Below are 11,953 nucleotides of genomic sequence, written 5' to 3'. Positions count from 1 at the left end.
CACTTACATTAGCAGGAGTAGTGGCGTTGGGTGCGGGGGTCATGAATATTATTCCATGGGGAGGGCCGCTAGCTAGAGCAATGGTTTCCCTTGGGGCGGAGTCCTCCGAATTGTTTAATCCCATCATTCCAGCCATGTTAGCTGGGGCTGTATGGGTAGTATTTGTATCGTATATATTTGGTAAAAAAGAACGAAAAAGAATTGGCATTATTTCGAACAAAGGCGATTCATTGGAATCGGGAGAAATCGCGGCAACACTAGAAATGTCATCGAGTCTACCGAAACTCTATTGGTTCAATTTAATCTTAACCATTTCTTTGATTGTCGCACTAATAATGGAAATAATTCCAGTTCCTGTATTATTCATTGTTGCTTTCGCCATTGCTTTGTTAGTGAATTTTCCTGACGTGAAAAAACAGCAAGAACAAATTGCTTCCCATGCCCAAAGCATGGTTATGGTATGTACGACCATATTCGCGGCTGGTATTTTCACAGGAATTCTTTCAGGAACTAAGATGATTGACGCCATGGCTGTTTCTATGGTTTCATCCATACCGGATTGGCTGGGAGGACATCTGCCAATCCTGGTAGCCGTGGTCAGTATGCCATTAAGTTTAATATTTTCCCCTGATGCCTTTTATTATGGGCTGCTTCCTGTACTAAGTGAGGCCGGGGCAGCCTTTGGTGTTGACCCAATAGAAATTGGCAGGGCTGCATTATTAGGGAACGGGACAACGGGTTTTCCCTTGAGTCCATTGAATCCGTCTGTGTTTGTCCTTATTGGATTATGTAAGGTTGATTTGGGAGATCTTCAGAAAAAGATTTTTTTCTGGGCTTTTGGCAGTACTATCGTGATGACAATCGTGGCATTGCTTACAGGGGCAATACCTCTTTAAATAAATTAGTTTGGAAATTCAATTAGGGAGTGGTTCAATGTTACCTCTTGAGGGAATTACAGTTGTGTCATTAGAACAGGCAGTCGCAGCTCCATTTGCATCTCGGCAGTTGGCAGACTTAGGGGCACGTGTGATAAAGGTAGAGAGGCCTGGATCTGGAGATTTTGCACGAAACTATGATTCAACCGTTCACGGAATGTCGAGCCACTTTGTCTGGCTCAATCGATCGAAAGAATCCTTGACCCTTGATCTAAAACAGGATGGAGCAAAGATGGTTTTGGATAAATTGCTTTCGGAGGCGGACGTATTCATTCAAAACCTGGCACCCGGTGCTGTTGATCGACTTGGTTTTAGTTCCTCTGTCCTCAAAGAAAAATATCCTCAACTTGTGATTTGCGGAATTTCTGGTTATGGTACGTTCGGTCCTTATATGGATAAAAAGGCATACGATTTACTCATTCAATGTGAGGCAGGTGTCGTTTCCATTACTGGTACAAAAGACACTCCATCGAAAACAGGCATATCGATTGCGGATATTGCAGCAGGTATGTATGCGTACTCTGGTATATTAACTGCACTTATTTCTCGTTTTAGGACAGGTAAAGGAAAGGTGATGGAGGTTTCAATGCTTGAGGCGTTGGGAGAATGGATGGGATATCCACTATACTATTCTGGGTATGGTGGGACGGATCCGAAGCGAACTGGGGCAAATCACGCAACGATTTATCCTTATGGCCCGTTCCTAGCAGGGGATGGAAAATTAGTATTCTTGGGCATTCAAAATGAGCGGGAGTGGGAAAGCTTTTGCACACAAGTGTTAGAAAAATCTGAATTAATTACAGATAGAAGGTTTCATAGTAATGCATTCCGCGTTTCCAATAGCGGTATTCTCAAGGAAATGATTGACGCTGTTTTTCAAAAAATGAACTCGAGTGAGATAATTGAAAAACTTGAAAAAGCAAAAATTGCGAATGCCCATTTAAATACGGTAGAGGAATTCATCAAACATCCACAATTGAAGGTCCGGGGACGTTGGCGAGAAGTCGATTCTCCTGCTGGAAAATTAAATGCACTCATCCCTCCTGTTACTTTCGATGATTTGGAGCCGGTCATGAATCCTATACCGGATGTTGGCGAGCATACAGAGTCTATCCTAAAGGAGTTTGGATTTGAAAACGAAATCATCGGAAAAATATAAGGAATTTCCTAATGATGGAAAAAGAAAAGGGGTGAAGTTATGATTACTCGGACATGGATGTTCATTCCTGGGTCTGATGAAAAGAAATTAAAGAAAGTGCAGCAATTATGTGCCGATGTATTCATTTATGATTTAGAAGATGCTGTTTCTCCAGAAGGAAAAAAAGATGCAAGAGATTTAGTGAGGAAATATATCAAGGCGAATCAGGAAAAGGAAAATTACATCAGAATAAATGGATTTCACACACCATATTTTTACGATGACTTACTTGATCTAATTGATCTCGGTTTGACAGGAATTGTATTACCGAAAGTTGAGACAAAAGAAGAAATTAGGTCTTTGGATCATTTATTAGTTGAAAGGGAATCAAAAAGGAATCTAAATAAGGGCCAAATAAAAATTGTACCTTTAATAGAGTCTGCTTTAGGATTATATAATTCTTTTGAAATCGCTTCTGCTAGTCAGAGAGTTCAGCAGCTTGCTTTCGGTTCCATGGACTATGCATTCGATATAAATGCAACCATAACGAAGAATGCCCATGAATTGCTCTATGCAAGATCTCAATTGGTTGTTACTTCCAGGGCTGCGGGAGTTGGACCCCCTATAGACACGGTTTTTGTTGATATAAAAGATCATAAAGGCTTTCTAGCCGAAACCCAGCTTGTTAAGGAGCTTGGATTTCAAGGGAAATTAATCATTCATCCCGATCAGGTCGATCTTGTAAACCAGGTCTTTACCCCAAGTCCTGAAGAAATCGAGGAAGCAGAAAGAATTGTAAGTGCGTTCGAACAGGCATTAGTCAAAGGGGAAGGCGTTTTGCAGCTTAATGGGAAAATGGTTGACCTTCCTATTGTAGAACGTGCTAAGCGTACCCTTCAATCAGTTAATTTATATCAAGCTTGACGTCAAGTTTCGCTCAAGTTCCCACTGGTGCTTGAAGGGAGGAAGTTATTATGAAGAAGATTAGAATTGGTTCGGGTGCAGGATATGCAGGCGATCGAATTGAGCCTGCGATGGAATTAATTCAAAAAGGAAATTTGGATTACATCATCTTTGAATGTTTAGCAGAAAGAACAATTGCCCTTGCTCAGCAGGAGAAAATGAAAAATCCTGATAAGGGGTACAACCATTTATTGAAGTATCGTATGGAAAAAGTCTTATCACTGTGCATCGAGAATGATGTCACATTAATCACCAATATGGGAGCAGCAAACCCTCTCGCAGCCGCTAAGATCGTTAAGCAATTAGCAGAGGAAAAAGGCATCGGACATTTAAAAATAGCAGCTGTAAGTGGAGATGATGTATATCCGAACATTGGGAAGTACATGGATTGCACAATAATAGAAACCGGAGTCCCCTTGAAAGAGGTGAAGTCTTCCATCATTTCTGCAAATGCCTATATCGGAATTTCAGGAATTGTTTCCGCTTTGCGAGAAGGTGCAGATATTGTAATTACGGGCCGGGTATCTGATCCTTCATTAGTAGTTGCACCACTTAAACATGAATTTGGTTGGCAGGATACAGACTATGAGCTTCTTGGTAAGGGGACAGCCGCTGGTCATTTACTCGAGTGTGGAGCCCAAGTGACCGGTGGTTATTTCGCAGATCCGGGGTATAAGGATGTTCCTGACTTATGGAATGTCGGTTATCCGATCGCCGAAGTACAGGAAAATGGGAACTTTCTTTTAACCAAGCTTGAGGTTTCGGGAGGCATGGTTACGGCTGCTACCGTAAAGGAACAGGTTGTATATGAAATTCATGACCCAACCCGATATCTAACTCCGGATGTTATCGCTGATTTTTCTCAAATAGAAGTGATAGAAAAGGAAACAAACCAAGTGCATATTAAGGGAGTGTCTGGAAAAGAGAAGAGCGGTTACTATAAAACGAGCATCGGCTATTTGGACGGATACATAGTTGAAGCAGAAATCAGTTACGGAGGTTCGGGTTGTTTGGGAAGGTCAAGAATGGCGGAAGAAGTAGTGAGACACCGGTTAATTCAGGCAAATATTGAGATTCAAGAAATGAGATTCGATCATATTGGTTCTAATTCGCTATATGGATCTTCTATATCGGAACCGTTGTATAACAGAGAAAAACTATCGGAGGTACGATTAAGGGTTGCAGCCAGGACAGCTGATAAAGTAGGCGCTAACTTAATCGGCCTAGAGGTGGAAGCTTTATATACTAATGGGCCTGCTGGAGGCGGTGGTGTTCGGGTTAATGTCCAAGAGGTTGTATCCATTGCTTCAATTCTTATTCCTAGCGAAGATATTACAATCGACGTAACGTACGAGGAGGTAGACAAGATTGAAACTCAAGCAAGTCGCTCACTCTAGATCAGGGGATAAAGGAAATATTTCAAATATTTCCGTCATCGTCTATCGTATGGAGGATTTTGAGAAAGTAAAAAAACAGGTAACCGCAGCAAAGGTTAAGGATTACTTTCACGAAATAGTGAAGGGTGATGTGGTTAGGTATGAACTGCCGAAAATTGGCGCATTGAACTTTGTCATGCAAAACGCTCTAGGCGGAGGAGTCACAAAATCACTTGCTTTGGATAGACATGGAAAAAGCATGAGCTCAGCCCTAATGGATATGGAAATCGATATGGAAGCTGATGTACATGACCCAAATTATTAATTTTCTTATGAAGGCGAGCCAAATATTCAAGGGCTCGTTTTTTGTATCCCGATTTTTTGAGGAGATATTCTTTTGGTATCCACCCTAACATATAAGCTGACACTTTGTTATACATCATTTGATCAAACAATCCGATTGCTACGATAGGATTATATGAGTATAGCAAGTGAGGAAGCATTCAAATGCTGCTTGGTTAGTATAAGTTGATGAGCAGAGGGGTGCAGGGCCCCTTTCTCTTTCCGTAAAGAATGATGATCATTTAATAAAAATTTGCTGACCTTTGTTCATTTTTTGTTCATAAGTATTTCCTTATAGGAATAAAAATAATAAGTGTTTTCGATACTTTAAATTATGGGGGAGAGCAAATGAACGAGTTTTTGGAGAAAACAGCAAGATTCGAGCATCGGTTTTGGCTGCAAATCTTAGGAGACCATGCCAGGTTCATCCACGAGTCTTTAGCTCCGGTCGAAGTGGAATACATTGAAATTGCCTCAGAATTCATTCAAATTTTTGATACTCTCCTTGGTAAAGCCAATTCGGAAGAAATTTCGCAACTTACTGCCACAGCAGAACAAGAAACATTAAGATTTCGGGAGTTTAAGCTATGTCTTTTAAAAGAGCATCTGGTAGGTAAAATTAAAATACATCTTTCACCTTCATTCATTAATCATATGGTGAACGAATTAGAAGAATATTTAAGATTATTGAAATATTTCAATGCAAATCAAATGCCGCCGATTTTTCATGAACTTCATCATCATTTGCTTTGGCTGCTAGATGCAGCAGGGCATGCAGGTACAATATCATCCAATTTGGATGATGTTGAAAAAAGATTAAAAGAGAAAAGTGAGCAATATAAAAAACATTTTAATGATTTTTATTTAAAAGCTGTTGAAATGGCTGGATTTTTACGAACCAATCTGTCAACATTCCCAGCGTTGGAAAAAATGAATGCGGACGTTACATTGGAAATTAAATTCTTCCAGCACTTCCTGCTTGAATTGGAGGAGCTTGACCTCAGTGCGCAGGCTCTTGGAACTTTTTCGCCATTAATGGCCGATCATATGTGGCGTGAAGAATGTTATTATTTAACGAAACTCGCTGAATCGACAGACATGGAAAAGCCAAATTGCAATCCAGCGAAACCGAGGCTAGTCGAATAAAAAAGTACCTCATGGAGCCCTTTCTTTAAACGGGCTCTTTATATGTGCTTTCCTTAATGGGTGTGATTTATAAAGGAAGTTAATTCCTATCCTTATGTTATACTAGAAGAACTAAAATTAATTATAGAAGTATAGGAGTGCTGAAAGATGTTTGGAAATGCTTCCAATTTGACAGATGGCATTTATTTTGGAGAATCGTTACCACAACAAATCGCTAAACACATTTTAAAAAAAATCATTGAAGGTGAAATAGAAGCTGGAGAGAAAATCGTCGAAGAAGACATTTCCAAAGAATTGAACACTAGCCGTGCACCCGTACGCGAAGCCCTTTATTTATTGCAGGTTGACGGTATTGTTGAGAGGATGCCGCGGCGGGGAACGATCGTCAAGCCATTTTCACAAAAGGAAATCATTGAATATAATGATGTTACGATCGGGTTGATCCAGATGGGCATTGATTTTTCCCAAGGGAAGTGGCATGCAGAAAATAAGCAATCATTACAAAGGCATTTGGAAAGTGCAACCGATGAGTGTGAAAATAGGAATGTAATCGAGTATCAAAAAAGGGCAACACAGATATTTCGCTATATTTTTTCAATCGCTAATAATAAAGCATTATCAAGATTTTTTGAAGAAGCCAGTCATATCCTTATGGTTTTTGCCCAAAGTCAATGGAATACGGAAACGATGGAAAACTTCCATTTCAGATTAAAAATGTCCATTGAGGCCATTCTAGAAGATGATTTCGTTAAAGCAAAAAATGAAATTCATGAAGCCTTGAGTCGTGGAGTGATGTAGAGTCTTTGACTCTAAAACCAAATTGTCGACAATCGACAAAATAAATGTTATGATGTAATCGTATTCAAACAAGAATATCTTCAGCAAGATTAAAGGGAGAAAGGGAGAATATTATGCAAGCATTCGATTTTACAGAAAAAGTAGCAATTGTTACCGGCGGCGGCGGGGGGATCGGCCGGGCAGCATCTATTACACTTTCAGAAAATGGAGCCAAAGTGGTTGTTGTAGACCTTTCCGAAGAGGCTGGCATGCAAACGGTAAATAAAATCAAAGAAAACGGCGGCGAAGCGAAATTCGTAAAAGCCGATGTTACAAAGGAAGCCGATATTAAAAATTATGTCCAAAAAACGATAGATTCCTATGGGAAAATCGATATTTTCTTGAATAATGCCGGGTGGGAAGGCAAAATAATGCCCCTTATCGATTATCCTACTGAGGTTTTCGATCAATTAATGACAATAAATGTACGCGGCGTTTTCTTGGGCTTGAAACATGTATTGCCACATATGATTGAACAAAAAAGCGGGGCAGTCGTGAATACAGCTTCTGGAGCGGGTTTACTGGCAACGCCAAATATGATGGCGTATGGCGCAAGTAAACATGCGGTTCTTGGAATGACGAAAACAGCTGGTGTCGAAGTTGCTCCACATGGTGTCCGGGTGAATGCGGTCTGCCCAGGTGTCGTCAATACAGCTATGATGCGGTCGATTGAAAGCGGATTTGGTCAAGGTGATTCCGCGGCAGCAGAAACGGCTAGAAAACAGTTGGAAGCAACGACTCCGGATGGCCGGTATGCTGAGCCCCAGGAAGTTGCAAATCTAATGATGTACTTAGTATCCGATCTTTCCAGCCACATTACGGGTCAAGAACTTGTAATCGACGGAGGAGCCATTTTAATCTGATTAGCAAAAAACATTATTAAAGGGGGACACATACATGAGTTTAAAAGGAAAAGTCATAATAATTACAGGAGCGGGCAGCGGAATTGGTAAGGAAACGGCATATAAATTAGCTGATCAGGGAGCTATTGTCGTAGCGGCTGATTATAATGATGTTGCCGCTAAGGAAACGGCTGAATCTATTCAACAAAAGGGAGGCACGGCATCTTTTGTGAAAGTGGACGTAGCTAAAGCGGAAGAAGTGGAAGCGATGGTCGAAGCAGCAATTGCCAACCATGGCACCATCAATGGCATATTCAACAACGCTGGAATTGGGCTAGTAAAACCATTTTTGGAAATGGATCCAGAATCATACCACAGAGTCGTTGATGTTGACCAACACGGCGTATATTATGGCATGTATTATGCAGCAAGGAAGATGGTCGAGCTTGGTGTAACTGGGGCAACGATCGTTAATACAGCTTCTATATATGGGACGATGGTTTCAATTGGCAGCTTTAATTACCATGCCGCAAAAGCTGCAGTCATCGCCATGACTAAATCCGGTGCCATTGAACTTGCGCAATATGGGATTCGTGTTGTCGGTGTTGCACCAGGTTTCATCGAAACGCCGATCATTGGTGAAGATCAAGAGTTCCTGGACAGTTTGGCACAACTTCATATGAGGAAAAAATTGATTCAGCCAGAAAAAGTTGCTGAAGTTGTAACGTTCTTGTTCTCTGAAAAAGCGGACGCCATTAATGGACAAGTCATCCCTGTTGATGATGGATTCTTAAGCTTTAAAGGATAATAATAATCAAAGGATTTTCGAGATAACTTAAAAAAGGGAGTTTTGACAAATGAGCGAACGATTCGATGACAAAGTTGTAATCATTACTGGGGCAGGATCAGGGTTAGGACAAGCAGCCGCATTGGAATTGGCTAAAGAAGGGGCTAAACTTTCATTAGTTGATTTAAACGATGCATCTTTGGAAGTGACAAAAAAATTAATCTTGGAAATTGCACCAAAATCGGACGTGCTTCTGGTCACTGCAGATGTATCGGATGAAGAAGCAGTAAAGAACTATGTAGACCAAACAGTCAGCAAGTATGGCAGAATCGATGCATTTTATAATAATGCGGGTATCGAAGGTAAACAAGCTCCTATGGCTGAATACGATAGTAAAGTTTTCAACAAAGTGACGGACATCAATATCAATGGTGTGTTCTATGGTATGAAATACATTCTGCCAATCATGAAAGAACAAGGATCAGGGGCAGTGGTGAACGTGGCTTCCGTAGGTGGAATTCGTGCTGTGCTTAACCAAAGTGCTTACGTTGCGAGTAAGCATGCTGTTGCAGGCTTAACGAAAACAGCGGCCATAGAATATGGTCAATATGGAATCAGCATAAATGCCATTGCACCAGGAGTTATCTTAACGGCAATGGTAGAAGGTTCATTCAGGCAAATAGGCGGGGAAAATTGGGAAGAAGCAATGGCGGATTTCGTCGGTGTGAATCCTAAGAAACGCTTTGGTAAACCAGAAGAGGTCGGCCGTTTAGTCGCCTTCCTATTATCAGGGGAATCGGAGTTCATCAACGGGGCTGTCATTCCGATTGATGGCGGACAGTCTTCACAATACTAAACGTGTAAAGGGAGTGACAGTATTAGGTCACTCCCTTTTTAATCGTATCCTTTTATTTTATGACCAAATGAATTCAAATTTTAAAAATCAGTACATTATGAAACGAAATGCGAACCATTAGAATAGTAACGGAACTCATAAAAAACGCCATATTAAGGCGCTTAACAAACATTAAAGAAACCAATCGTTACTTTTCTTTATCATGAAGCTTATCTTCATATTCAGTTTCCAACATACCATACAGACCATTCATTTCTTGTTCATCCGGATCTGCCCCAAACTCGTTTCTATTTTTTTTCTTTTTATCATCAAGGATTTCTTCTTTTTCATTCTTCTTGTCCATACATATCACCTCCAACCAATAGGGTGTCTCATTGTTTGATAAAATATGCATGGTAATCTCATTAGCAAAACGTATTATTGGGTATACTAAATAGTTATTAGTCTTACTATTTGTTAAGATATAAATATATTAACTTAGAGATATCGGAGAGGGAATGTGAAGAAGAAGAAACGTAAGAAATCAAAGAAAGTTTTTACCATTTTCATCCTGATTTTTGGATTTTTGCTCATTAAGGAGATCATGAAAACCCCCTATTCCGAAAATGTTTCCACATCAGTAAATACGCTTGATTCTTTCGCGAACGTAAAAAAGTATAGCTCACTCCTTCAAGGGGAGTTGGCTAAATACGGACTTGAGGAGCATACTTCGACATTGATTGCTTTGATGCAGCAGGAAAGCCGAGGAAGGGGCGGTGACCCAATGCAGGCATCTGAGTCAGCGGGTCTTGATCCAAATACAATCACAGATCCAACGGAAAGCATTAAGTATGGGGTGAAACATTTTAAGAGGATCAATGAATATGGCAATGAAAAGGGTGTGGATTTTGCCACGATCATTCAAGCATATAACATGGGTATTGGTTATATTGATTTCGTGGCGAATGAAGGGGGCAAGCATAATGAAGAGCTTGCGAAGAAGTTCTCCATGCTTCAGGTCGAAAAGAACCCCAAGCTCTATGATTGCGGCGGGGACAAGGATAATTTTCGGTACCCATATTGCTACGGTGACTACTCATACAGTGCAAAGGTATCTAAGAACATTGAGGAGCTTGGTAACAGTATATCGGCTCAAGCTGATGGTGAGTGAGGGGATCAAAAAGCCTACTGAATGAAGTAGGCTTTTTGTTCATGGGAATGCTACCTCTTTTGCGGAGTTCAAAGAATCAAAACGATTGTCATTTATTTTTCAACCATGGAAGGAGGTCGTTATGTTTATAGCGTTTCCCGGATTCCTCAATGATTTGTGAAAGAAGGATATCAATGGAATCAAGTAAAGAGTTTAAGGCTTGTTTAACAGAACCACTCTCAAATTGCTCTAAGGGCACAGGTAACTCTTCCTCGTCCAAAATAAAATGTGACCCATCCGGAAGCACCATGATATCAATGATCAAATCCTCAAAGGATAACAACTTATCCGCCATATATGTATTTTTTACAATATTAAAATAGGAACCTAAATAATTGCCTTCATTATCTCTCCAAATGTATAAATTATAAGGGCGGTCTTTCCAATAATAAGCTATCGTATAACTTCCAATGGGTATGTTTAATTCTATGGAACCCGCTTTCATCGTGAACGCATCCATGATTTCATGAAAAAGCACGACATGATGATTTTGTGCGTTTAATAGCATACAGGTATGTTCTACAACTAAAGAGTCATAGCGGATTTTTCTTTCAATTATTTCTTTGCCCAGTTGAAGTGGTGTTGTATATATTTTGTCCATCATTTTATTTCTCCCTTAAAAACCATCTAGATCATTATGCCATTTGTTTCTTTTCTACTTTGGTAAATATTAAAACCTAATTTCACAAGTACCGAGAAATTAGGCTTTAACTATTTCAAAATCGTTCACTCTTCTGCCTAATCAGAATGTTGTTTATTGGAACTTATCCTTGATACGCCTGCTCTAAAGTTTTAATGTCAATTTTCTTCATTTGGAGCAACGCCTTCATCATTCTTTCCGATTTTTCAGGATTGGAGTCGTTCACCATCTCGGTTAGACTTTCTGGGATGATTTGCCATGACACACCAAATTGATCTTTCAGCCAACCGCACACTTGCGCCTTTTCATCTCCGCCTTCCGAGAGTTTCCCCCAATAATAGTCCAATTCTTTTTGATCCTCGCAATGGATGATAAATGATATTGCCTCTGTGAATTTGAATTGAGGACCGCCATTTAATGCTACGAATGTTTGTCCTTCCAATTCAAATTCCACGGTCATCACAGAACCCATTGTCTTTCCATGGATTTGATTTCCTTCATTTCCATAGCTGGTGATTCTTCCGATCTTAGAATTTTCAAAGATGGATGTGTAGAACTTCGCAGCCTCTTCGGCTTGTGAATCAAACCAAAGGTTAGTGGTGATTTTTTGAATTTTGTTTTTCATGATTTTTCTCCTTTATTGTTTTCATCCTTGCTATTATGGTCAGGAAATGAGAATTGATTCGATAAGATAAGATAAGATTAAATACCTGGAAAGTACCCTTTCACTATACACCTTTTATCCTGAACCAAGATAATGATGTAAAGTTAGGTTGTGTTTTGTGTTTTCCAACCGATCATTTAACTAATCCCCTTAATCCTTTGCTTGTTACAATATCCTTCTCATGGTGATGGAAATACAAAAGGATATAGAAACTTTTCAACCGTGAAAAGTCCTATAT

Annotated in this window: 14 protein-coding genes; 11 read left to right on the top strand and 3 right to left on the bottom strand. The window is 40.0% G+C overall.

All coding sequences use genetic code 11. The features are described from left to right. The 10 genes from AC1DVB_RS21895 to AC1DVB_RS21850 all read left to right on the top strand — a co-directional run. The coding region (locus AC1DVB_RS21895; RefSeq protein ID WP_477590918.1) for a citrate:proton symporter at positions 1–896 on the top strand (896 nt) is incomplete at its 5' end. A 37-nt stretch (positions 897–933) separates the two neighbouring features. Further along, the gene (locus AC1DVB_RS21890) at positions 934–2,094 is read left to right on the top strand and encodes a CaiB/BaiF CoA transferase family protein (RefSeq protein WP_377333158.1); all 1,161 of its coding nucleotides are present in this window, start codon (positions 934–936) and stop codon (positions 2,092–2,094) included. A 39-nt stretch (positions 2,095–2,133) separates the two neighbouring features. Continuing rightward, positions 2,134–2,997, top strand: coding sequence for an HpcH/HpaI aldolase/citrate lyase family protein (locus tag AC1DVB_RS21885; protein ID WP_095678405.1), 864 nt, complete (start codon positions 2,134–2,136; stop codon positions 2,995–2,997). A 50-nt stretch (positions 2,998–3,047) separates the two neighbouring features. Beyond that, positions 3,048–4,433: an acyclic terpene utilization AtuA family protein gene (locus AC1DVB_RS21880; RefSeq protein WP_477590915.1), complete on the top strand. Its 1,386-nt coding sequence runs from the start codon at positions 3,048–3,050 to the stop codon at positions 4,431–4,433. Continuing rightward, on the top strand, positions 4,405–4,737 hold the full coding sequence (locus tag AC1DVB_RS21875) for an AtuA-related protein (protein ID WP_057277676.1): 333 nt from the start codon (positions 4,405–4,407) through the stop codon (positions 4,735–4,737). Before AC1DVB_RS21880 ends, AC1DVB_RS21875 begins: the two co-directional genes overlap by 29 nt. 365 nt (positions 4,738–5,102) lie before the next feature. Further along, positions 5,103–5,900: a DUF2935 domain-containing protein gene (locus AC1DVB_RS21870; RefSeq protein ID WP_283930724.1), complete on the top strand. Its 798-nt coding sequence runs from the start codon at positions 5,103–5,105 to the stop codon at positions 5,898–5,900. A 147-nt stretch (positions 5,901–6,047) separates the two neighbouring features. Then, a complete protein-coding gene (locus tag AC1DVB_RS21865; protein ID WP_098865803.1) occupies positions 6,048–6,698 on the top strand; it encodes a GntR family transcriptional regulator in 651 nt (216 codons plus the stop codon). A gap of 113 nt (positions 6,699–6,811) precedes the next feature. Beyond that, positions 6,812–7,600, top strand: coding sequence for a glucose 1-dehydrogenase (locus AC1DVB_RS21860; RefSeq protein ID WP_098865804.1), 789 nt, complete (start codon positions 6,812–6,814; stop codon positions 7,598–7,600). A 34-nt stretch (positions 7,601–7,634) separates the two neighbouring features. Continuing rightward, positions 7,635–8,387 (top strand): SDR family NAD(P)-dependent oxidoreductase, encoded by a 753-nt coding sequence (locus AC1DVB_RS21855; protein WP_034312008.1) that lies wholly within the window; start codon positions 7,635–7,637, stop codon positions 8,385–8,387. A gap of 49 nt (positions 8,388–8,436) precedes the next feature. Then, positions 8,437–9,222, top strand: a complete 786-nt coding sequence (locus AC1DVB_RS21850) for a glucose 1-dehydrogenase (RefSeq protein ID WP_057277672.1) — start codon at positions 8,437–8,439, stop codon at positions 9,220–9,222. Between the two features lie 187 nt (positions 9,223–9,409). Here AC1DVB_RS21850 and AC1DVB_RS21845 read toward each other — a convergent pair whose 3' ends face one another. Beyond that, a complete protein-coding gene (locus tag AC1DVB_RS21845) occupies positions 9,410–9,565 on the bottom strand; it encodes a DUF4021 domain-containing protein (RefSeq protein ID WP_454861265.1) in 156 nt (51 codons plus the stop codon). 156 nt (positions 9,566–9,721) lie between these two features. Here AC1DVB_RS21845 and AC1DVB_RS21840 point away from each other — a divergent pair, with 156 nt between their 5' ends. After that, positions 9,722–10,372, top strand: a complete 651-nt coding sequence (locus tag AC1DVB_RS21840) for a lysozyme family protein (protein ID WP_034311999.1) — start codon at positions 9,722–9,724, stop codon at positions 10,370–10,372. An 88-nt stretch (positions 10,373–10,460) separates the two neighbouring features. On the opposite strand, the gene AC1DVB_RS21835 is transcribed toward AC1DVB_RS21840, so the two are convergent. Next, a complete protein-coding gene (locus AC1DVB_RS21835; RefSeq protein ID WP_057277936.1) occupies positions 10,461–11,012 on the bottom strand; it encodes a ribonuclease FAU-1 family protein in 552 nt (183 codons plus the stop codon). A 163-nt stretch (positions 11,013–11,175) separates the two neighbouring features. Next, positions 11,176–11,676, bottom strand: a complete 501-nt coding sequence (locus AC1DVB_RS21830; protein ID WP_089362193.1) for a VOC family protein — start codon at positions 11,674–11,676, stop codon at positions 11,176–11,178. Positions 11,677–11,953 lie beyond the last annotated feature (277 nt).

Source organism: Peribacillus sp. P4_D6 (assembly GCF_056401795.1).
The sequence above is the reverse complement of the archived record's forward strand: the minus strand, read 5'-3'. Positions and strand labels throughout refer to the sequence as shown.

What these genes read in the sequence shown, in the direction of transcription:
- AC1DVB_RS21890 (WP_377333158.1), top strand. Translation starts at nt 934, where the DNA reads ATGTTACCTCTTGAGGGAATTACAGTTGTGTCATTAGAACAGGCAGTC.
- AC1DVB_RS21885 (WP_095678405.1), top strand. Translation starts at nt 2,134, where the DNA reads ATGATTACTCGGACATGGATGTTCATTCCTGGGTCTGATGAAAAGAAA.
- AC1DVB_RS21880 (WP_477590915.1), top strand. Translation starts at nt 3,048, where the DNA reads ATGAAGAAGATTAGAATTGGTTCGGGTGCAGGATATGCAGGCGATCGA.
- AC1DVB_RS21870 (WP_283930724.1), top strand. Translation starts at nt 5,103, where the DNA reads ATGAACGAGTTTTTGGAGAAAACAGCAAGATTCGAGCATCGGTTTTGG.
- AC1DVB_RS21865 (WP_098865803.1), top strand. Translation starts at nt 6,048, where the DNA reads ATGTTTGGAAATGCTTCCAATTTGACAGATGGCATTTATTTTGGAGAA.
- AC1DVB_RS21860 (WP_098865804.1), top strand. Translation starts at nt 6,812, where the DNA reads ATGCAAGCATTCGATTTTACAGAAAAAGTAGCAATTGTTACCGGCGGC.
- AC1DVB_RS21855 (WP_034312008.1), top strand. Translation starts at nt 7,635, where the DNA reads ATGAGTTTAAAAGGAAAAGTCATAATAATTACAGGAGCGGGCAGCGGA.
- AC1DVB_RS21850 (WP_057277672.1), top strand. Translation starts at nt 8,437, where the DNA reads ATGAGCGAACGATTCGATGACAAAGTTGTAATCATTACTGGGGCAGGA.
- AC1DVB_RS21845 (WP_454861265.1), bottom strand. Translation starts at nt 9,565, where the DNA reads ATGGACAAGAAGAATGAAAAAGAAGAAATCCTTGATGATAAAAAGAAA.
- AC1DVB_RS21835 (WP_057277936.1), bottom strand. Translation starts at nt 11,012, where the DNA reads ATGGACAAAATATATACAACACCACTTCAACTGGGCAAAGAAATAATT.
- AC1DVB_RS21830 (WP_089362193.1), bottom strand. Translation starts at nt 11,676, where the DNA reads ATGAAAAACAAAATTCAAAAAATCACCACTAACCTTTGGTTTGATTCA.